The 19,945-nt window shown below is 36.3% G+C and carries 23 protein-coding genes and 1 pseudogene; 19 read left to right on the top strand and 5 right to left on the bottom strand.

The window, feature by feature from the left end; genetic code table 11:
- Positions 1–233 precede the first annotated feature (233 nt).
- Together sigK and pssA are read right to left on the bottom strand one after the other, a co-directional pair.
- Positions 234–938: an RNA polymerase sporulation sigma factor SigK gene (gene sigK, locus ACQKM9_RS11385; protein ID WP_427734472.1), complete on the bottom strand. Its 705-nt coding sequence runs from the start codon at positions 936–938 to the stop codon at positions 234–236.
- Positions 939–1,040: 102 nt separating this feature from the next.
- Complete coding sequence (gene pssA / locus ACQKM9_RS11380; RefSeq protein ID WP_193740525.1) at positions 1,041–1,580, bottom strand: CDP-diacylglycerol--serine O-phosphatidyltransferase; 540 nt, start codon at positions 1,578–1,580, stop codon at positions 1,041–1,043.
- A gap of 91 nt (positions 1,581–1,671) precedes the next feature.
- Between pssA and ACQKM9_RS11375 the strand changes: the two genes are divergently transcribed.
- From ACQKM9_RS11375 to ACQKM9_RS11320, 12 genes are all read left to right on the top strand, one after another.
- Positions 1,672–2,454: a phosphatidylserine decarboxylase gene (locus tag ACQKM9_RS11375; protein WP_427734489.1), complete on the top strand. Its 783-nt coding sequence runs from the start codon at positions 1,672–1,674 to the stop codon at positions 2,452–2,454.
- An 86-nt stretch (positions 2,455–2,540) separates the two neighbouring features.
- Positions 2,541–3,056, top strand: a complete 516-nt coding sequence (locus ACQKM9_RS11370; RefSeq protein WP_427734471.1) for a YqeG family HAD IIIA-type phosphatase — start codon at positions 2,541–2,543, stop codon at positions 3,054–3,056.
- A 4-nt stretch (positions 3,057–3,060) separates the two neighbouring features.
- Positions 3,061–4,164, top strand: a complete 1,104-nt coding sequence (gene yqeH, locus ACQKM9_RS11365; RefSeq protein ID WP_427734470.1) for a ribosome biogenesis GTPase YqeH — start codon at positions 3,061–3,063, stop codon at positions 4,162–4,164.
- Between the two features lie 12 nt (positions 4,165–4,176).
- Positions 4,177–5,022, top strand: coding sequence for a shikimate dehydrogenase (gene aroE / locus ACQKM9_RS11360; protein WP_427734469.1), 846 nt, complete (start codon positions 4,177–4,179; stop codon positions 5,020–5,022).
- Positions 5,009–5,308: a ribosome assembly RNA-binding protein YhbY gene (yhbY, locus tag ACQKM9_RS11355; RefSeq protein ID WP_427734468.1), complete on the top strand. Its 300-nt coding sequence runs from the start codon at positions 5,009–5,011 to the stop codon at positions 5,306–5,308. The genes aroE and yhbY overlap by 14 nt, the downstream gene beginning before the upstream one ends.
- Before the next feature lie 12 nt (positions 5,309–5,320).
- A complete protein-coding gene (locus tag ACQKM9_RS11350; RefSeq protein WP_427734467.1) occupies positions 5,321–5,893 on the top strand; it encodes a nicotinate-nucleotide adenylyltransferase in 573 nt (190 codons plus the stop codon).
- On the top strand, positions 5,880–6,458 hold the full coding sequence (gene yqeK, locus ACQKM9_RS11345) for a bis(5'-nucleosyl)-tetraphosphatase (symmetrical) YqeK (protein ID WP_427734466.1): 579 nt from the start codon (positions 5,880–5,882) through the stop codon (positions 6,456–6,458). Before ACQKM9_RS11350 ends, yqeK begins: the two co-directional genes overlap by 14 nt.
- Positions 6,455–6,799 (top strand): ribosome silencing factor, encoded by a 345-nt coding sequence (gene rsfS / locus ACQKM9_RS11340; RefSeq protein WP_427734465.1) that lies wholly within the window; start codon positions 6,455–6,457, stop codon positions 6,797–6,799. Before yqeK ends, rsfS begins: the two co-directional genes overlap by 4 nt.
- Complete coding sequence (locus ACQKM9_RS11335) at positions 6,796–7,533, top strand: class I SAM-dependent DNA methyltransferase (RefSeq protein WP_427734464.1); 738 nt, start codon at positions 6,796–6,798, stop codon at positions 7,531–7,533. Before rsfS ends, ACQKM9_RS11335 begins: the two co-directional genes overlap by 4 nt.
- Positions 7,534–7,765: 232 nt before the next feature.
- On the top strand, positions 7,766–8,299 hold the full coding sequence (locus ACQKM9_RS11330) for a helix-hairpin-helix domain-containing protein (RefSeq protein ID WP_427734463.1): 534 nt from the start codon (positions 7,766–7,768) through the stop codon (positions 8,297–8,299).
- Positions 8,300–8,370: 71 nt separating this feature from the next.
- Positions 8,371–8,952, top strand: a complete 582-nt coding sequence (locus ACQKM9_RS11325; protein ID WP_038187191.1) for a ComE operon protein 2 — start codon at positions 8,371–8,373, stop codon at positions 8,950–8,952.
- A 269-nt stretch (positions 8,953–9,221) separates the two neighbouring features.
- Entirely contained in the window at positions 9,222–11,252 is a 2,031-nt protein-coding gene (locus ACQKM9_RS11320; protein ID WP_427734462.1) for a DNA internalization-related competence protein ComEC/Rec2, read from the top strand.
- 21 nt (positions 11,253–11,273) lie between these two features.
- Here the strand turns inward: ACQKM9_RS11320 and ACQKM9_RS11315 are convergent, their stop codons facing one another.
- Positions 11,274–11,408: a YqzM family protein gene (locus tag ACQKM9_RS11315; RefSeq protein WP_427734460.1), complete on the bottom strand. Its 135-nt coding sequence runs from the start codon at positions 11,406–11,408 to the stop codon at positions 11,274–11,276.
- Positions 11,409–11,571: 163 nt separating this feature from the next.
- Here ACQKM9_RS11315 and holA point away from each other — a divergent pair, with 163 nt between their 5' ends.
- Positions 11,572–12,582, top strand: coding sequence for a DNA polymerase III subunit delta (gene holA / locus ACQKM9_RS11310; RefSeq protein ID WP_427734459.1), 1,011 nt, complete (start codon positions 11,572–11,574; stop codon positions 12,580–12,582).
- 904 nt (positions 12,583–13,486) lie between these two features.
- On the opposite strand, the gene rpsT is transcribed toward holA, so the two are convergent.
- The gene (gene rpsT / locus ACQKM9_RS11305) at positions 13,487–13,735 is read right to left on the bottom strand and encodes a 30S ribosomal protein S20 (RefSeq protein WP_038187177.1); all 249 of its coding nucleotides are present in this window, start codon (positions 13,733–13,735) and stop codon (positions 13,487–13,489) included.
- Positions 13,736–13,899: 164 nt separating this feature from the next.
- Between rpsT and gpr the strand changes: the two genes are divergently transcribed.
- The 3 genes from gpr to lepA all read left to right on the top strand — a co-directional run bounded on the left by gpr (position 13,900) and on the right by lepA (position 17,694).
- Positions 13,900–14,916, top strand: coding sequence for a GPR endopeptidase (gene gpr, locus ACQKM9_RS11300; protein WP_427734458.1), 1,017 nt, complete (start codon positions 13,900–13,902; stop codon positions 14,914–14,916).
- A gap of 55 nt (positions 14,917–14,971) precedes the next feature.
- Positions 14,972–15,796, top strand: coding sequence for a stage II sporulation protein P (gene spoIIP / locus ACQKM9_RS11295; RefSeq protein ID WP_427734457.1), 825 nt, complete (start codon positions 14,972–14,974; stop codon positions 15,794–15,796).
- Between the two features lie 62 nt (positions 15,797–15,858).
- A complete protein-coding gene (gene lepA / locus ACQKM9_RS11290; RefSeq protein ID WP_427734456.1) occupies positions 15,859–17,694 on the top strand; it encodes a translation elongation factor 4 in 1,836 nt (611 codons plus the stop codon).
- Positions 17,695–17,797: 103 nt separating this feature from the next.
- Here the strand turns inward: lepA and ACQKM9_RS11285 are convergent.
- Positions 17,798–18,467, bottom strand: a pseudogene (locus ACQKM9_RS11285) (site-specific integrase).
- A 99-nt stretch (positions 18,468–18,566) separates the two neighbouring features.
- On the opposite strand from ACQKM9_RS11285, the gene ACQKM9_RS11280 reads away from it, so the two are divergent.
- The 3 genes from ACQKM9_RS11280 (at position 18,567) to ACQKM9_RS11270 (ending at position 19,706) form a co-directional block, all read left to right on the top strand.
- Entirely contained in the window at positions 18,567–18,932 is a 366-nt protein-coding gene (locus tag ACQKM9_RS11280) for an ATP-dependent Clp protease proteolytic subunit (protein ID WP_427734455.1), read from the top strand.
- A gap of 3 nt (positions 18,933–18,935) precedes the next feature.
- Positions 18,936–19,088: a hypothetical protein gene (locus ACQKM9_RS11275; protein WP_427734454.1), complete on the top strand. Its 153-nt coding sequence runs from the start codon at positions 18,936–18,938 to the stop codon at positions 19,086–19,088.
- 144 nt (positions 19,089–19,232) lie between these two features.
- The gene (locus ACQKM9_RS11270; protein WP_427734453.1) at positions 19,233–19,706 is read left to right on the top strand and encodes a hypothetical protein; all 474 of its coding nucleotides are present in this window, start codon (positions 19,233–19,235) and stop codon (positions 19,704–19,706) included.
- Positions 19,707–19,945: the final 239 nt, after the last annotated feature.

The raw sequence follows: 19,945 nt of genomic DNA, 5'->3' as shown, positions 1-19,945 counted from the left end.
CAATTACGCCTATTATTTGACAGAAGTTGTTCATATATCATCAGATCTAAAGAACATCCTAATGGTAAAATAGTTGTAGGGATGCTACACATTAATCTAGGGATGTTAGGAGGATTTGGCATGGTATTTTTAATGGCAGGAGCAATGGCGATTACAGCGATTGCTAGTTTAATTATTACAGCTGAAACAACTGACTAACTTAAATAACTAGTAAGCTCTCTCTGAGATGCCTCTCAGAGGGAGTTTTTTTCATGTTTAAAATATTGATAGAGTTTGATCAATGCACGTTTTTCAATGCGAGAAACGTAACTTCTAGAAATACTTAGTTTTTTTGCTATTTCTTTTTGAGTCAAAGGTTCAAAGGTACCTAATCCATACCGATTTTGAATAATTTCAAGTTCCCGTTCATCCAATTTATCGAGATGTCTATATAAATGCTGTTCCTCCTCTTGTTGCTCAATCTGTACATCAGTTGGTCGTTCATCACTTTGTAGTAAGTCTGTTATTTCTAATGCGTTACCGTCTTTATCTGTACCTATTGGTTCATATAAAGAAACATCCTTCTGTACTTTTTTCTGAGCTCTTAAGAACATTAGTATTTCATTTTCAATACAGCGTGCGGCATAAGTAGCTAAGCGTGTTTTCTTATCCGGTGTAAAGCTACTAACAGCTTTCATTAAACCAATAGTACCGATGGAAATGTAATCATCAAGTTGCTCGTGTTTAGGATGGAATTTTTTCACGACATGGGCGACAAGACGCATGTTTCTTTCGACAAGTTCAAGTTTCGCTTGTTCATCACCTGCTAAATAGCGCTCCAAACAAAGGGCCTCTTCTTCTTTTGAAAATGGTTGAGGGAACGCCTGACCTTTCAAGTAGCCGACAAGTGAGGGTATTTCCATCCAAAATTGGATGATGGCGGTTAATAAAGTACTCATTTCAGACATCCTTTCTGTCATCGTTCATCAATATATGACAGCATGTGGTTGTCTAAGTACGTAAAAAAGCGCCCAATTTAATTGGACGCTTTAGACATTTCTTCAAACTTTTTTCAAAGAAAAAGTACTTATCATTAAAATAGATAAAATCGGGAACAAAAACATGTAAAATACCGTTGAAAGTATAGATATAAAAAAGAATGAGGCAGTTAAGATAGCACCTGCCGCTGTAATAGGCAGGCCAGTGAAAAAGCCATTCGATTCTGTAATGTTGAAACGGGCTAGTCTAAATGCACCGCAAGCCATGTACATGACAGTCACTACCATTCCGACTGTGCCAAATTGGCTCACTACCACTTCGTACATTAATAACGCAGGGGCAACGCCGAATGATATAATATCACTCATTGAGTCAAGTTGTTTACCTAATGCCGATTCTTGGTTATATTTTCGTGCTACTTTTCCATCGTAGCGATCTAGCAGGGCAGCTATAAAAATAAATAACACACTGTATTCGTATGATTCATTGATGGTAGCCATAATTGACGCACCACCAAAAGATAGATTTCCAATAGTGATTAAGTTTGCTAAATGTGATTTCATTTTTTTAACTGTGGTATCCACCATGTGAAGTAAAAACAATGGACAACACTCCTTTGTTATTCAGTATTAGAACATTATACTTCTTTTATAAGTTTCCGTAAATCTTTTTTGAAATGGAGGACAATGCATGATGAAAGAAAAACTTTATCAAAAAGCGATTGAACTAACGAATGGTAAATGGTCTTCGGTGCTATTAAAACGCTTTACCACATCGGCTATAAGTAAGAAGATAATACCGTCCTATATTGATATATACGATATTGAAACGGGCGAGGTTTCAAAAAACATGCAATCTTTTACGAGTTTACATGATTTCTTCACACGTAAACTCGTGTCAGAAGCAAGACCAATTGATTATAATCCAGAAATGTATGTAAGTCCTGTTGATGCAAAAATAGAATCGTTTGGAACGATTGAAAATAATACATCGTTTTTTGTAAAAGGGAAAACCTATGATTTAGTCGATCTTTTAGGTAAGGAAGAGCATGCGAAAACATTTGAAAATGGCCAATATATTGTTTTTTACTTAAGTCCTAGAGATTATCACCGTATTCATAGTCCGATTGATGGGAAAGTTGTTCGCCAATATATACTTGGTGCGAAGTCATATCCAGTTAACGGCACTGGTCTTACATATGGTGATAAGCCGATTTCTGGCAATTATCGTAGTGTTACAGAGCTAAAAACGAATAGTGGCGCTCATTGTGAAGTGATAAAAGTAGGTGCAATGTTCGTAAATTCTATTCAATTGACGAATACGTCGGACACTTGGGAAAAGGGTGAAGAAGTTGGTTATTTCACTTTTGGTTCGACAGTTGTCATGATTTTTGAAAAGAATCGTGCGGTATTCCTTGAAAATGTTGTGAAAGATGGACGGATTCGTGTGGGAGAAGCGTTCGCACATATGTTATAATCGATAAAGTGAATTAAAGAGAATACGTCTAGTTTAGTGATTAAACACTAAATAACGTTGACTATGATAGATAAGGGGAACATGATTTGTATAACTTTTTAATGCCAAAAGAATTTGTCACATCAATTTATGAAATTACACCTGACAAACTAAAGCAACTTGGTGTTCGCGGAATTATTACAGATTTGGATAATACACTTGTCGAATGGGATCGTCCAGATGCGACTGAAAAGCTAATCGAATGGCTGAAAATAATTCGTGAAGCAGGTATTCAAGTAATGATCGTTTCAAATAACAAAGAGCTTCGTGTAAAAGCATTTGCTGATCCGTTAGAGCTACCATATATCTTCAATGCTCGAAAGCCAATGGGGAATGCTTTTAAGCGTGCTTTAAAAAGACTGAATATGCAGCGACATGAAGTTGTCATGGTAGGCGATCAAATGCTGACGGATGTCCTTGGTGGAAATCGTCTTCGCATACACACTATTCTTGTGAAGCCAGTTGCACTTTCTGATGGCTTCGTCACACGCTTTAATCGCATGGTCGAAAGACGTGTCTTTAATTATTTGAAAAAACATGGTGTCAAAACTTGGGAGGAATAAATAAATGAATGAAATGCCAAATTGTATCGGCTGTGGAACAATTATTCAAACAGACGATTCAAAAGCGCCAGGTTATGCACCGGCTTCATCTCTTGAAAAGGAAAGTATCATCTGTCAACGATGCTTCCGTTTGAAAAATTATAATGAATTACAACCGGTAGCATTAACGGATGATGATTTCTTACGTATTTTAAACGGTTTAGGTCAACAAAATGGCTTAATCGTTAAAATTGTTGATATTTTTGATTTCAATGGAAGCTGGTTACCTGGCTTACACCGTTTTGTAGGCAATAATCCTGTATTATTAATTGCAAACAAAGCAGATTTACTACCAAAGTCAGTGAAGAAACAAAAAGTTGTTAACTGGCTTAAGCAAGAAGCGAAGAAATTAGGATTAAAACCAATTGACGTTATGCTTGTAAGTGCACATAAAGGAATGGGCATGCAAGAAGCAATGGCTGCTATCGATGAATATCGTCGTGGACAAGACGTATATGTAGTTGGTTGTACGAATGTTGGTAAATCAACTTTTATCAACCGTATTATAAAACAGGCAACAGGTGAAAAAGAAGTGATTACGACATCTTATTTCCCTGGAACAACTTTAGATATGATTGAAATTCCTTTAGAGGATGGTAAAGCAATCTTTGATACTCCAGGAATTATTAATCATCATCAAATGGCACATTATTTAGATCCGTCTGAACTTAAATATATTATGCCGAAAAAAGAAATAAAACCAAAAGTATTCCAATTGAACGAAGGCCAAACATTATTTGTTGGTGCATTAGCACGCTTTGATTTTATACAAGGTTCTCGTGCTGCATTCACTGTTCATATTGCAAATGATTTACAGATTCATCGTACAAAATTAGAAAAAGCAGATGACTTATATGAAACCCATAGAGGTGAGTTATTAGCTCCACCTTCTGAAAAGTATATCGATCAATTGCCAGAGTTAGTGCGTTATGAATTCTCTATTAAAGAAGCAAAAACAGATATCGTCTTTTCTGGTTTAGGTTGGATTACCGTTCAAAATGCAAATGTTGTCATTGCAGCATATGCTCCTAAAGGTGTGGAAGTTCAAATTCGTCCATCTCTTATTTAGGAGGATTTTGATATGAAAAAATGGTTTGCAGTTATCGGAGATCCTATCGAGCATTCGATGTCTCCGGTAATGCACAATCAGTGGTTCTCAGAAGAAAATTTAGATGCAGCTTATTTACCAATCCATGTGTTACCTGAGCAATTAGAAGACGCTATAAAGTCTTTGAAAATGCTTGGAGCAAGTGGCTGGAATGTGACAATCCCACATAAAACTGCGATCATCCCATTTCTAGATGAGCTTGATACAATGGCGGAAAAAATGGGTGCTGTGAATACGGTTGTTAGACAAGTGGGTGGCAAGTTAAAAGGCTATAATACAGATGGTCTAGGCTTTGTACGTTCACTGGAAGAAGCAATTGGAGACACTCACCGTGATGGCAGTGTGCTATTAATTGGAGCTGGTGGAGCAGCGAGAGGTATTGCCTTTGCGCTGCAACATACTGGTTATCAAACGATTACGATTGCCAACCGCACTGTAGCGAATGCAGAACAAATCTGTCAGGAGTTAGGCAGTAGTGCAAATGCAATTTCACTGAAGGAAGCAGAAGCAACGTTAGGTGAATATGATATTTTAATTCAAACAACACCAGCTGGTCTACAAAATGGTACATTACAACTGCCATTTGAACTAGATCAGCTCGCAACTAAAGCAATTGTGGCGGATATTGTGTATAATCCTTTAATGACGCCTTTTTTACAGGCGGCAGAACAACGCGGGGCAACCGTGGTGACAGGATTAGGAATGTTCGTTCATCAAGGTGCTTTAGCATTTAATCATTGGTTAGGACAGTTCCCTAATACGACTTCTATGAAAGAGTCGTTAACGGAGCAATTAGGAGGAAATAATGTTAACAGGTAAACAAAAACGTTTTTTACGTGCGGAAGCACATCATTTAAATCCAATTTTCCAAGTAGGTAAAGGCGGAGTGAATGACGCTTTAATCAAACATATTAAAGAAGCAATTGAAGTACGCGAATTATTGAAAGTTCGTATTTTAGATAACTGTGAAGAAGATAAGCATGAAGTAGCAGAAGCATTAGCTAAAGGTGCTCGTGCAGAACTTGTGCAATTAATTGGATTAACAGTTGTATTATATAAAGAATCTCGTGATAACAAACGTATTGAATTACCAAAATCTAAATAAGGATTTGGTTTTATGCGACGAATTGGTTTATTAGGTGGTACGTTCAATCCACCTCATAATGGACATTTAATAATGGCAAATGAAGTATATGATGCACTTGGGCTAGATGAAGTAAGGTTCATGCCTAATGCCATACCACCTCATAAGCAAACGACTAACGATGCCACTGCTGAAGACCGTATGAAAATGACGGAGCTTTCTATTGCTTCGTATGAGCACTTTAAACTTGAGCCTTTTGAGATAGAAAGTGGTGGCATTTCATATACGTATGAAACAATGAGGAAGCTAACTGCAAGTGAACCTGACTCTGAATTTTATTTTATAATCGGTGGCGATATGATAGATATGCTTGATCACTGGTATAAAATTGATGAACTACTAGAGTTTGTGAAGTTCGTTGGTGTTAAACGTCCTCATTCGAAAGCAGAAACAACATACCCCGTGCAAATAATAGATGCGCCACTTATTGAGTTATCTTCAACTATAATTCGAGAGCGGGTGCAGACAAATCGCACAATTACTTTTTTAGTACCAACAGAAGTTGAACAGTATATACGAGAGGAAGGGTTATATGGAACGCGATGAATTATTATTAGCGATGAAAGACCGTATGCCCGAAAAACGTTATATCCATACAATTGGTGTTACTGAAACGGCAATTACATTGGCAGAACGCTTTGGGAGCGATCCAAAAAAAGCAGAAACAGCAGCAATTCTTCATGATTCATGCAAGTATGCTGATCGAGATTGGATGAAATCGAAAATTATCGATAAAGAGATGGATCCGACTCTATTAAAATACCATCATGAACTTTGGCATGCACCAATGGGAGCTTATGTTGCGAAAAAAGAATATAAAATAGAAGATCAAGACATACTAAACGCCATCTGCTACCATACAACAGGACGTAAAGAGATGAGTGATTTAGAGAAGATTGTCTATATTTCAGATATGATAGAGCCAAATCGTCGATATCCTGGTGTAGAAGAATTACGTGCTGCTGCAAAAGGTGACGATTTAAACGAAGTGATGATTGCGTGTATACGTCATTCCATCATGTTTTTAATAAATAAAAATCAGCCGGTATATCCGGATTCATTCAAATGTTATAACGATTTGATGTTAAAGAGAGGACAAGTGAAAGAATGACTAAAACTTTACTACAACTTGCATATAAAGCCGCAGACGACAAACGTGCGGAGGATATTGTCGTAATGAATATGCAAGGAATTTCACCATTAGCAGATCATTTTATCGTTTGTCATGCCAATTCTGATCGTCAAGTGCAAGCAATTGCACGTGAAATGGTAGATGTAGCACATAAAGAAGGCTATGAAGTAAAACGTATAGAAGGTTTTGACGCAGCTCGCTGGGTATTAGTAGATATGGGAGATGTTGTGGCACACGTATTCCACCGTGATGAACGTACTTTTTATAACTTGGAACGCTTATGGGGAGATGCTCCATTCGTCGATGTTGATGAGCTATGAGTAGTTACCAGCGTTTTGCCGAAGTATACGATACATTAATGACAGATATCCCGTATGATCAGTATGTAGATTGGGTAGTGAAACATGCACCGAGCACAAATGCACCAAAATTATTAGATGTTGGTTGTGGTACGGGCGTAATGGCTGCAAAATTTGCACGACAAGGATATGCTGTTAGTGGTGTCGATTTATCGGAAGAAATGCTAGCGATTGCAAGTGAACGCTTTATGGAAGAACAACTAACTATTCCATTGTTTTGTCAATCAATGGACGAGCTAGATGGGTTTTCTGATTTAAATGTTGTTACGATTCCAATTGATTCCTTGAACTATTTAAAAGATGAAGAGGCAGTGGTAGCTACATTTGAACGCATTTATGAGTCACTATGTGATGGTGGTCATTTATTCTTTGATGTTCATTCATTATTCAAAATGGATGTCATTTTCTTAGATGGTCCATTTACGTATGATGACGGAGAAATTACTTATATTTGGGATACAGAGGCAGGGGAAGATCCGCATTCAGTACACCATGATATGACGTTTTACGTACAAGTAAATGAGCAACTTTTCGAACGATTTGAAGAGTACCATTACCAACGTACATTTCCTGTTGAGCAATACGTTAAATGGCTTAGTGACGCTGGATTTTCTAATGTGTCAATTACAGCAGATTATACGGAAGAAGCACCAGAAGCAGAATCTGAACGATTATTCTTCCACGCTGTGAAATAATCTCTTTTCAATTACTATAAAATACTATAATATGGAATTAGCTTCGTATGTTATGCCTTCTGAAAAGAAAGGATGGTGCGGACTAATTCCTTCTTTTTTGAAGCAGTATGGCAAAAAGTATCTCCTCCCAGGGATCTTGATTTTGTCGTGCTTTTTTTATTTCTACTTCTCCCAAAACCAGTCGGACACTCCCCAAACCGACATTTTCGAAACAATCCCAGAAAAAACAAAAGTGGAAGAACCATTAAATAAAGAGCAACATGAGTCACAAGGTATTATTGCGGATACATCCATTATTGTGGATGTCAAAGGTGCAGTCAAAAACCCAGGTGTTTACTCATTATCTGCAGACAGTCGAGTGATTGATGCAATTTTACTTGCTGAAGGCTATTCAAAAAATGCTGATTCAGTAAGTATCAACCATGCCCAGAGGTTGCAAGATGAAATGGTTATTTATGTACCCAAAATAGGTGAAGAACCTTCGGAAATACAAGAGATTGCTAGTGTTCAACAATCGACTACCACCCCCTTTACTCAATCAGGTAGTGGTGGTCAAACTGGTAGTCAGTCAGATAAGGTCAATTTAAATACGGCTGATGAAGCAGCACTTATGACTTTAAACGGAGTCGGCCCTTCAAAGGCAAAAGCGATTTTAAGCTATCGTGATGACAGCGGTCCTTTCAAAATGATAGAAGATCTAAAAAATGTCTCAGGAATTGGCGATAAAACGTTTGAAAATTTACGCGACTTTATTACTGTTCAATAAATGATCCATTGACGGTTTTAGTTGATTATGGCTAAATTTATAGTAGAACGATTAATTCAGGAGGCATTCATATGGAGCGTATTACTTGGGATCAATTTTTCATGGCACAAAGCCATTTATTAGCATTAAGAAGTACATGTACAAGATTAGCTGTTGGTGCGACAATTGTCCGTGATAAACGTATTATTGCAGGGGGCTATAACGGTTCGATTTCTGGAGATGACCATTGTATCGATAAAGGATGTTACGTTGTGGATAACCATTGTGTTCGTACAGTGCATGCAGAAACAAACGCATTATTGCAATGTGCAAAATACGGCACATCAACAAATGGTGCAGATTTATATGTGACGCATTTCCCTTGTCTACCTTGTACAAAATCTATTATTCAATCAGGAATTCATAATTTATATTACGCAACGGATTACAAAAACAACGAGTATGCCATTGAATTGTTTAAGCAAGCTGGTGTTAATGTTGTTCATGTTCCTTTTGATGATCGTAAGATTGACTTCTTAAGCAATGAGAAAATGGCGCTGTACGTCGAACTATTAAATAAGCTACGTGACAGCGGTGCTTCAAATGAGGAATTGGCACCTTTTGAAGAGAAGGTGAAAGAGCTATTTGGCTTACAAATATCCGACATAAAATAATCTACTTTGCTTTGCCGGTTCTATTAGCAACGATTGCTGCTCATGAATCGGTAAAGTTACTATTTATACTAATCCCCTATAGTGTTTGTCTATATTTAAAAAAAGAAAAGATAGTCATAATTCTATGTATCATTTTTGTTACTCTCTCCTCTTATAGTTATTTCTCACATATTTTATCTGCAAGACTTACCCCTATACCAAACGATTTAAATATTACTTGGACCGATCAATATAAGGTGAATGGACAAAAGCTAAGAGGCTTTGCAATTTTGCCAAATGGTCAAAAAATATATATTATTTTCACCCTCCAATCAGAAGAGCAAAAGAATAAATTTGAAGAGCAATCATTAAGTGGCACAGTTTTTCAAGTTTCAGGCGAATTAGTTGAACCTTCGATGCCTGCACATCGTTACGCTTTTTCTATGCCAAAATATATTGAAAGCAATAATGCGCAAGGTGTTTTTGAAGTCAAGAGTTTTCGGTTTGTGAAAAAAGAAAAATCACTCTCTACATTTTTCGCTGAGCAAAGGTTTAAAGTGAAAAAACATATAGAAAATACATTTCCAGAAAGTTTAGTAGCTGAAGCACAGTCGCTTTTAATTGGTGAACGTGAAAATGTCGAGATAGATGTTGAGCGGGCGTATCAGAAACTTGGTATAACACATCTATTTGCTATCTCAGGCTTGCATGTTGGGCTCGTTTCGATGCTTGTGTATGAATTATTACTGAGATTGCGTATACGCAGAGAACAAGCGACATGGGTTCTTATCATAACGTTACCTGTTTATGCTTGCTTAGCAGGTGGTGCGCCGTCGGTTTGGCGGGCGGTGTCGGTCGTAGAGCTTGTAATGCTAAGTAGAATTGTCTCGAATCGTATAGCAATTGATGATGCACTAGCATTGAGTTTTATTGGGTTTGTGCTATTGCAACCAAGTGTAGTGTTTCAAATTGGTTTCCAGTTATCTTATTTAGCGACTATTTCGTTATTATTTTCAGGACATATATTTTCTTTAGCGAGAAATGCCTGGCAACAATCATTTGCGATTACCTTCGTTTGTCAGTTACTCGTCTATCCGTTGCTTTTATATCATTTCTTTGAAATTAGCTTATCTTCATTCATTGCAAATATCTTTTTTGTCCCGTTATTTTCATTTATCGTGCTGCCAGCAAATTTATTATTATTACTGCTAACATATGTAGCAAATCCATTGGCGCGGCTTTGTTTCTTCCTTTATGAACCTACTCGTGAGTTATTGTCCTTAGTCATTATGTGGTTACAGGATACTCCATATCAAATGTGGGCTCCTGGAAGACCCTCTTTCGGGCTCCTACTTTTAGCATTTGTTAGTGTCATTATAGTATTAATACAGATAGAACAGAGGAAACATTGGTTTCTTATTACTTTGACACTTTTATTTCCTGCATTTGTAATTCATGAAAGTCCTTCATGGCATAAGGAATTAAAAATTACATTTTTAAGTGTTGGACAAGGAGACTGTACTATAATTGAATTGCCATTTAGTAAGGAAATTTATGTCATAGATACTGGGGGAGTACTAAGGTTTGATCAGGAGCTGTGGAAGGAGTCTAGAAAGCCTTATGAAGTTGGGAGAGGGATTGTTGTTCCTTATTTAAAAGGAAGTGGTATACGAGCTGTAGATAAGCTTATATTAACACATGCTGATGCAGACCATGTTGAAGGTGCTGAAGAGGTTATGGAAGAAATTAGAGTTAAGGAAATTCATGTGTCCCCAAACTCTTGGCAAAAGTCAGTTATGAAAGATGTTGTAGAACTCGCACAAAAGGAGAACATCCCAATTCGTGAGCAGATGGCAGGGATGAGTTGGAAACATGGGGACACTACATTATCTTATTTATCCCCAACTGATCTGATTTACGAAGGCAATGATGACTCCCTTGTTTTACTATTACAATATTCTGGTTTTCAAGCTTTGTTTGCAGGTGATATAGAACAATCAGGGGAAATGACCTTGGTAGAAAAGTATACAGAATCTATTTCGGATTTGGACATTTTAAAGGTGGGGCATCATGGGAGTAAAACGTCTTCAACTGAACCTTTCTTAAATTTAGTACAGCCTCGTTTATCTTTATTTTCTAGTGGGTTAAATAATCGCTACGGCCATCCGAATAAGGATGTTGTAGCGAGGTTTGAAGAGATGAAGTTTCCAACTTTAAATACGGCTGAAGTGGGGACAATTGAAGTAACGGTTACCAAAAATGGATTTATAGTTTTTAAAACAATAGATCTGTACAAACAGAAAAAGACATCATCAAATTGACAATGTCTTTTTAACTGTATCTTATAAAGATGCGTAATCGACGACAGTCGCAATGATAAAAATAAGTGCGAAAAATGCGAATGATACGCCAAAACCTACTCCTGAGTCGATTGCGTCGTTACGCTTTGATTGTACATTTTCTTCAAATGGATTCATTGCTACCCCTCCTAATTCTCATTAATTATACGGTATGCCTATTAAAAAAGCTATATTGAAAAGGTAAAAATAGATGCCTACTCTAGAATGACACAATTTGTTCAAACTAACAAAATGAGAAAATTACGGTATACTATAACTAATGTCAATTAGAGGTGAGACTATGTTTTCAACATTATGGAAAAGTATAAACAAAGGAGACTTACAGCCAGTCTATTTACTTGTAGGCTTAGAGTCTTATTTTATAGATGAAACAATCAGGCGCATTAAAACTCAACTTGAAGAAGATGGAGATATTGAAACAATCACTATTGATTTGGATGAACAACCAGTTGATTATGTGATTGATGAATCTGATACGATCCCATTTTTCTCAAGTCAAAAACTAATCATTGCGAAAAATGCATCGTTCTTAAAAGCAACAGAAAAGGGTAAGGAAAAAATTGACCATGATTTAAAACGCTTAGAAAAATGGCTAGATCATCCGTCAGATACATCGATTACAATTTTCATTGCTCCTTATGAAAAACTTGATGAGCGTAAAAAAGTATCTAAGTTAATGAAAGATAGAGCTGTTTATATGCTTGCTGAAACACCAAAAGAAAATGATTTAATGGTTTGGGTGCAAAATGAAGTAAGTCAGCAACAAAAAACAATCGACCAAGATGCTATTAGTAAATTAATCGAGCTAGTAGGTATGGACATGCTTCATTTACAGTCAGAGATAGAAAAGTTGAGCTTATATTTAGGTGATGAAAAGACAATTACGCAAGCTCTTGTCGAGGAAATGGTTGCGAAAACGCTTGAGCAAGATGCTTTTAAGATGCTCAATGCTTATTTACACAGAGATGTTTCTAGTGCTTTAACGATTTACCATGATCTTATTCGACAAAAGCAAGAGCCTATTGCTTTAGTAGCTTTACTTGCATCCCAGATTCGTTTAATGTCGAATGTTTATTATTTACTAAAAAAGGGATATCATTCGCAACAAATTGCCAAACAACTAAAGGTTAATCCTTATCGAGTTAAACGGATTGTTGAAGAGCGTAGGAAAATTTCAGAAGATAGTTTACTAAAAGCATTATTTGGATTAAGTGAAGTTGATTATCAGTTAAAAACAATGAGCGGTAGAAGAGAACGCTTTTTAGAATTATTTATGATGAGACCAATTTAAGAGGAAAGCACTCTCTGTTGTGAGTGCATCAGACTGTATAGAAATTCGAATTTCTATACAGTCTTTTTTATATTAATATATACACGTTAATAGATAAGACCGTTGATTTCCACTACTGTGGACGCTTTCCGCGGGCGGGCGCCAAGTCGCTTCGTCGCTACGCTCCTGCAGGGTCGTGGACTGTCCCGCTTTTCCCGAAGGAGTCGTCACCTCCGCTCCAATCAACTACACATATAATATAAAACAAATCGTCACTGGATTGTTAAAAAAGTCTTAATTGCTATTTTTATAAAAATGAATAAATCGTTAAATTTTATAAGAACTTTTTTGCTAAAAAAGTCTTATGTACCTAATATAGCTGATACTGCAATACTCCATACAATCAAAAGAAATGATGTTGTAAGCCAAAAAGTATTTGTAGCAGTTTTTTCATCTCTCTTTATTTTTTTTAGGATTGCCACGAGATTTAGACAAAAAATAATGCTTAAAATTGGAGTTAAGTAAAAACTAATGAATAAAAAAGTTATATCCATGCATAATACCTTCTTTCCAAATAAGTCTCTAAAACCGTACTACGTGCTTTTGGGAAAAGACTTGGTAGATACAGTGTAGTTTTTATTATAACAATATTTCCTTTTATTTAAAGATTTGTGGTTAATAGTTAATTGGAGTTTTTTTGAATAAAATAACGCGAAGGTGACTTTATGAATCCAAATTGCAGCAAATAGTGTTGGAAATCTTTAGTTATACTAATACGAAATCACTTTATGTCGCCGTTTTCTAAGGAGCTGTTAGTATGTAGATAACAACAATTTGCTTTAATGTAATTCATAAAAAATATATAAATTTTAAACACAAAAAAAGACTAGAGAATGATCTCTAGTCCCTTTGAATCCATTATGGATTAAGCTTTTTTCATTAAACGAGCTTTTTGACGAGAAGCTGCGTTTTTGTGGATTAAGCCTTTTGATGCTGCTTTATCTAATGATTTAACAGCTACGCTTAAAAGTTCTTTTGCGTTATCTTCTTTAGCAACTAAAGCAGTTTCAGCTTTTTTCACAGCAGTACGCATAGCAGATTTCACTTGCGAATTTTGTGCATTAACTTTTGCGTTAGTTTTTACGCGTTTGATAGCAGATTTAATATTTGGCATTAACTTTCACCTCCTAAAAAGGATCGAGATGAGTAAATTCTCAACTGTTTCAAGTGTCTATACAACAGTCATCATTTTAGCAAATCACAGTATAAAAATCAAGCATCAAATGCAAAGAATATTTACTTGACAGTTAGAGCAAAATAAAAAGTGAGGTGATTAGTTTGGAAAATAATAAATGGTATCGTACAGATTTAGTAGATGAGACGGAAGAATTTGTCAATCATAAGACCGCAGAAGAACGCGAAACACTGCGTGAATCCACAGGTATTAAGATATTGGAGGAAGAGCGCGGACGCGTTAAAATTACACGTGTAGATGTCGATTCGAGTGGTGCAGAAGAAATAGGAAAGAAAGAAGGGACATATTTTACTTTTACTGTTCCGACATTAACACCAGATGATGAGGAAGGGTTCAAGCAACTGGGAGAAGTTTTAGCAGAGGAATTAACAACACTTCATCCTTTTATTAAAGATAACAAGGATGACAAAGTACTTATCATCGGACTAGGGAATAAGACGATTACACCCGATGCAGTAGGGCCGCTAGCTATTGATGAGTTACAAAATAGTACAACATCCATTCAAGAGCGTTGTATTATTTATGCTCCCGGGGTAACAGGACAGACTGGCTATGAAACGAGTTCTTTTATAAAAGCATTAGCTGAGCAAATAAAACCTGCACTAGTTATTGTTGTAGACGCACTTGCAACAAGGGCAAGTAACCGACTTTGTAAAACCATTCAAATGACAGATACGGGAATTCATCCTGGATCTGGTGTAGGTAATATGCGTAAAGAAATTTCAAAAGAAACAATTGGTTGTCCTGTAACTGCAATAGGCCTACCTACTGTTGTCGATGGGCCAGTACTTATCGCAGATGCTGTCGATACACTTTTTCAATCTATTGCAGCCAAAATACAGGAAAAAAATAGTCCATCCTCCGCTTTGTCCGTAACTCCATGGAGACCATCAGACACGTCAAAAGTAGATTTAGAAGTGATTAAACCTATTTTTGGTGAATGGTCGACTTGGCCGAAAGAAGAACGTCTACAGCTATTTGAAGAGTCTCTCGTAGGGCACGATCGATTATTTGTAACACCGAAAAACATAGATGAGTGGGTACACAATTATGCATACCTGATTTCTGATACGTTAACGGAATGGATTGAAAGTACGTAGAATGTTCTAATTAGCTCCCCTCCTCCATACATTGATAGGAGGAGGGGGATGTTATATGCGACGGAAAATGCAAATGTGGATTGGTCTTCTATGCTTTTTCTTTATGCTTCCAATTATTACTGTGAAGTTACCAATCTGGCCACAGCAAGAGGCAACAACAACATCATCAAAACAAGATACGAAAATAGTCTATGCTGCCAATACTGCCACTGAAAAAAATGCTTTGATAGATAATAAGGACGCTTCATTTAAAACACTAATATATTTCACGCATTCCCATGAAGCTTACTATCCTATTTTGAAAAGCCGACAACAGAAAATAACAGCCTATCATAACGCAACTAATGTTTTACAACTAGGGTCAGTCATCGAAGCTCATTTTAAACAAAATGATCTCTCAACTGATATTTTAGAAGTTGATACGATGACAGAAATGCAGAAGAAAAATATATCTTTATATAAAGCGTATGATGCTGTACGGCCATATGTGAAAAAACAATTAGATAAAAAAGAATATGATTTGGTGCTAGATATCCATCGTGATTCAGCAAATAAAAAAGCCACAACAACAGCCTTAGATGGTGAAAAATATGCACGTATTGCTATCGTTGTTGGTGCTGAAAATAAACAATACAAATTTAATGAGGCTTACGCGGCACAGCTATCTGCGCATTTAAATCAACTAGTTCCTAATATCTCTAGAGGTGTTATAAAAAAAGAAGGTTCGGGCGTAAATGGAATATATAACCAAGATCTCTCGAAAAAACTGCTAGTAGTTGAATTAGGTGGAGTAGATAATACTGAAGATGAATTGAACCGTACCATTGCCATTTTAGCAAGAGCAATTTCGGAAGCATTTTCAAATCAAACTTCATCATAATATTGCATAAAATAGCTGTTCACTGCTATAATTCAAAATAGTTTATATAGGAGTGGACACGCATGAACAGAGAAGAACGTTTGAAACGACAAGAAAATATTAGAAATTTCTCCATTATTGCTCATATTGACCACGGGAAATCAACATTAGCAGACCGTATATTGGAAACTACCAAAAGTTTAACTTCCCGTGAGATGAAAAATCAGCTTCTAGATTCTATGGATTTAGAAAGAGAACGTGGCATTACCATCAAATTAAATGCAGTTCAATTACATTATCAAGCTAGAGATGGAGAGATTTATACATTCCATTTAATCGATACCCCTGGACACGTCGATTTCACTTACGAAGTATCTCGTAGTCTTGCAGCTTGTGAAGGTGCTATTTTAGTTGTCGATGCAGCACAAGGTATTGAAGCACAGACACTTGCGAACGTATATTTAGCATTAGACAATGATCTTGAAATTCTTCCTGTTATTAATAAAATCGATTTACCTTCGGCAGATCCAGAACGTGTACGTCAAGAAGTAGAAGATGTCATCGGGTTAGATGCATCTGAAGCAGTACTTGCTTCTGCTAAAGCAGGTATCGGTATTGAAGATATTTTAGAACAAATTGTTGAAAAAGTACCAGCACCTACAGGTGATCCTGATGCGCCTCTAAAAGCTTTGATTTTCGATTCTTTATATGATTCATATCGAGGTGTAATTACTTATATCCGAGTTGTAGAAGGAACAGTTAAAGCAGGCGATAAAATCCGTATGATGGCAACTGGAAAAGAATTTGAAGTTGTTGAAGTAGGTGTATCAACACCTAAGCCAACAATATGCAAAGAGCTAACTGTCGGTGATGTAGGTTTCTTAACTGCATCTATTAAAAACGTAGGGGATACGCGCGTAGGGGATACAATAACATTAGCAAACAACCCTGCAACAGAACCATTAGCTGGTTATCGTAAGTTAAATCCTATGGTTTACTGTGGTTTATACCCAATCGATACTGCTAAGTACAATGATCTTCGTGATGCATTAGAAAAGCTAGAGCTTAACGACTCTGCATTACAATATGAGCCTGAAACTTCACAAGCTTTAGGCTTCGGATTCCGATGCGGTTTCTTAGGTTTACTTCATATGGAAATCATTCAAGAACGTATTGAACGTGAATTCAAAATCGATCTAATCACTACTGCACCTAGCGTAATCTACCATGTGCAGATGACAGACGGTTCTGAAGTTCAAGTGGATAATCCGTCAATGATGCCAGATCCACAAAAAATCGACCGTATTGAAGAACCATATGTAAAAGCAACAATTATGGTACCGAACGATTATGTTGGAGCTGTTATGGAAATTTGCCAACGTAAACGTGGTAATTTTATGACAATGGATTATATTGATTCAACTCGTGTAAGCATTTACTATGAGATTCCACTTTCTGAAATCGTCTATGATTTCTTTGACCAATTAAAATCAAGTACGAAAGGCTATGCTTCTTTCGATTACGAATTAATAGGCTATCACCCTTCTAAATTGATGAAAATGGATATCCTTTTAAATGGTGAACAAGTCGATGCACTAAGCTTTATTGTACACAATGATTTTGCATATGAACGTGGTAAAGTCATCGTTGAAAAACTAAAAAATCTTATTCCGCGTCAACAATTTGAAGTACCGATTCAAGCAGCAATCGGTCAGAAAATTGTGGCACGATCAACTATTAAAGCAATGCGTAAAAACGTTTTAGCTAAATGTTATGGTGGCGATATCTCTCGTAAACGTAAACTTTTAGATAAGCAAAAAGAAGGTAAAAAACGTATGAAACAAGTAGGTTCAGTTGAAGTACCTCAAGAAGCATTCATGGCTGTACTTAAAATGGACGATGATACGCCAAAGAAATAAGATTGATATATCAATACTTTTAAACAAAACAAAAAAGTGATTCGGTATCATTCGGTGGCTTTTGCCACCGTGATGCCACCGCTTTTAAAATTTCGCCAGCAAATTATAAATCTTTTGCTATGGAATCGAAGACATCAGCAGCATCTCTTGCCATCTTTTTAGTTAGGTGTACATATCTATCTTCAGTTATTGCTGCACGACTATGACCTAATCGTTTTTGAACAGTTTTAACTGGTAATCCATTTTCAATTAACGTCGTGACGTAAAGAATGATAATTAAAATCTACACCAAGTTTTTTAGTGATAGTTTCCCTAGTATGATATTTAATAACAGCAGGTGTACAATGCTCTCCGTTTTCTTTTTTACATACAAAATTACCAATATCACTTTGACGATAAAATTCGCCGTACTTTAATTTATTTTGCTTTTGGCGAGTACTTGCCTTTTTTAAAATATTGATAAGAGTATCTCCAACTGGAATAGTTCGATAACCTGATTTAGACTTTGGTGATCCAACGACCCAATTCACTTTCCCATCCACGTCTTTTTTTCCTGTCAGTTGTTGTTCAATTTCAATCGTTTTTTCTTCAAAATTTATATGCTTCCATTCAAGTCCACATACTTCACCTACTCGTAGACCGCAATGCAACCCGATGTGAAAAGGTAAATAAAAAGGATGATTTTCATCTAACGCAGAACTAATTTTTTTCAAACTTTCTTGTGACTGTATCTTTAAATCATCTTTAGTAGGCTTTCTATCCGTTTCTTTCATCAATTCGACATATTGCATGGGATTCTCGTTCATGTACTTATAAGGGTACACAGCTTGCTTTAAAGACTTATTCAAAATCCCTTGAATGATACTTAAAGTATGCTTGATTTAAACACATTTGCAAATGGCGCATTAGCAGAGAAGGCCAACACGGAGTTACAACGAGTTATCGAAAACATCGCAGATCCTAACACAAGTTTTAAATCAAAACGTAAGGTGACTACTGACATTATTTCGCATATCGATGGAGTAGCGGCGTCATCCGCATCTGTTTTACCGATGATTTCTAAACGTATTATAATGCCAGCCAATGAAGTAATGATGATTCATCATGCGATGACAGGGGCTTGGGAGAATGCAAAGCAACTGCGTAAATCAGCCGATGATGTGGAACGTATTAGTAAAGCAATGTGCCAACATTATCTAGATCGAGCAGGGGACAAAATGACAGAAGAAAAATTGTGAGAAATGCTAGAAGAAGATACGTGGCTAACTGCAGAACAGTGTTTAGAATTTGGTCTTTGCGATGAGGTAATTGAAGCTAATCAAGCTGTTGCGTATTCGTTTAATGAAGAATGGGCGATGAAATTTAAAAATGTACCACAACAACTTTTACAATAGCAAAGTACGCCATCTACACCTGCACAAATGAGCGCTGAAGAAAAAGCGTTACGTGAAAGTATTCTTGCAGATTCGAAGGCGAATCTGATTGTTGTAATTTATCTAGTATAACCAGACGCTAATTAGGGTAAAGGGGAATTATTTATGGCTTTATTAAAAGATTATTTTAGTCAACCCAGTTGTGATGTTGAAATAAATTTAAAATTAGTTAATGATGCGAGTGTAAAATTCCACATTCATTTCCGCTCTGGTCCTGCTTTTCCAGAGGTGCATACAGAAATCGTTTGCTTAAAGAGAGATTTCTTAAAGTTATTAGATGATTTAAAACAAATCGATACTATGCATCTAAGTATGCTAGAGCCTCATGATCCAGGCTTGTGTATTTATCACATTCCTCTATTTGGTAATTATTATTATCCTGGACATGGTTTTCTTCAAGTGCCCGAACATAAAAGGGATGAATGGGAGCCTTATTATAGATTAATTTTTGTGTTAGATGCAGGGGAGAAGAATAATCATAGTGCATCAGAAACTGGTCCTGCACTATGTCTAAAAGTAAAAATGGAACAAATTAACGAATTTGTAGACAGTTTAAAATTTGAGGTAAATAATTTTTGAGTTTATAAAGAAATCACTGGTGTTCATAATATAACTATACATAAAGCCCAGGTAATCATTTAATTTTGAGCCTGGTCTTTTTTTATTATTCGTCTGAAAAATGGCACATATATGACAGCTAATAAAAAATATATAGAAAAAGCATAGCCTGTGTAACAATTCGAGCAAGGTAGTTATACGATTAGTTATATTTCCAATGCTCTCATGCGAAGTTTCTTCTATATATTAGAATCAAATAT

The organism is Viridibacillus sp. NPDC093762, from assembly GCF_050279675.1.
Lineage (GTDB): Bacteria > Bacillota > Bacilli > Bacillales_A > Planococcaceae > Viridibacillus.
This window is presented reverse-complemented; position numbering and strand designations above follow the sequence as displayed.

What these genes read in the sequence shown, in the direction of transcription:
- sigK (WP_427734472.1), bottom strand. Translation starts at nt 938, where the DNA reads ATGAGTACTTTATTAACCGCCATCATCCAATTTTGGATGGAAATACCC.
- ACQKM9_RS11375 (WP_427734489.1), top strand. Translation starts at nt 1,672, where the DNA reads ATGAAAGAAAAACTTTATCAAAAAGCGATTGAACTAACGAATGGTAAA.
- yqeH (WP_427734470.1), top strand. Translation starts at nt 3,061, where the DNA reads ATGAATGAAATGCCAAATTGTATCGGCTGTGGAACAATTATTCAAACA.
- aroE (WP_427734469.1), top strand. Translation starts at nt 4,177, where the DNA reads ATGAAAAAATGGTTTGCAGTTATCGGAGATCCTATCGAGCATTCGATG.
- yhbY (WP_427734468.1), top strand. Translation starts at nt 5,009, where the DNA reads ATGTTAACAGGTAAACAAAAACGTTTTTTACGTGCGGAAGCACATCAT.
- ACQKM9_RS11350 (WP_427734467.1), top strand. Translation starts at nt 5,321, where the DNA reads ATGCGACGAATTGGTTTATTAGGTGGTACGTTCAATCCACCTCATAAT.
- yqeK (WP_427734466.1), top strand. Translation starts at nt 5,880, where the DNA reads ATGGAACGCGATGAATTATTATTAGCGATGAAAGACCGTATGCCCGAA.
- rsfS (WP_427734465.1), top strand. Translation starts at nt 6,455, where the DNA reads ATGACTAAAACTTTACTACAACTTGCATATAAAGCCGCAGACGACAAA.
- ACQKM9_RS11335 (WP_427734464.1), top strand. Translation starts at nt 6,796, where the DNA reads ATGAGTAGTTACCAGCGTTTTGCCGAAGTATACGATACATTAATGACA.
- ACQKM9_RS11325 (WP_038187191.1), top strand. Translation starts at nt 8,371, where the DNA reads ATGGAGCGTATTACTTGGGATCAATTTTTCATGGCACAAAGCCATTTA.
- ACQKM9_RS11315 (WP_427734460.1), bottom strand. Translation starts at nt 11,408, where the DNA reads ATGAATCCATTTGAAGAAAATGTACAATCAAAGCGTAACGACGCAATC.
- holA (WP_427734459.1), top strand. Translation starts at nt 11,572, where the DNA reads ATGTTTTCAACATTATGGAAAAGTATAAACAAAGGAGACTTACAGCCA.
- rpsT (WP_038187177.1), bottom strand. Translation starts at nt 13,735, where the DNA reads ATGCCAAATATTAAATCTGCTATCAAACGCGTAAAAACTAACGCAAAA.
- spoIIP (WP_427734457.1), top strand. Translation starts at nt 14,972, where the DNA reads ATGCGACGGAAAATGCAAATGTGGATTGGTCTTCTATGCTTTTTCTTT.
- lepA (WP_427734456.1), top strand. Translation starts at nt 15,859, where the DNA reads ATGAACAGAGAAGAACGTTTGAAACGACAAGAAAATATTAGAAATTTC.
- ACQKM9_RS11280 (WP_427734455.1), top strand. Translation starts at nt 18,567, where the DNA reads ATGCTTGATTTAAACACATTTGCAAATGGCGCATTAGCAGAGAAGGCC.
- ACQKM9_RS11275 (WP_427734454.1), top strand. Translation starts at nt 18,936, where the DNA reads ATGCTAGAAGAAGATACGTGGCTAACTGCAGAACAGTGTTTAGAATTT.
- ACQKM9_RS11270 (WP_427734453.1), top strand. Translation starts at nt 19,233, where the DNA reads ATGGCTTTATTAAAAGATTATTTTAGTCAACCCAGTTGTGATGTTGAA.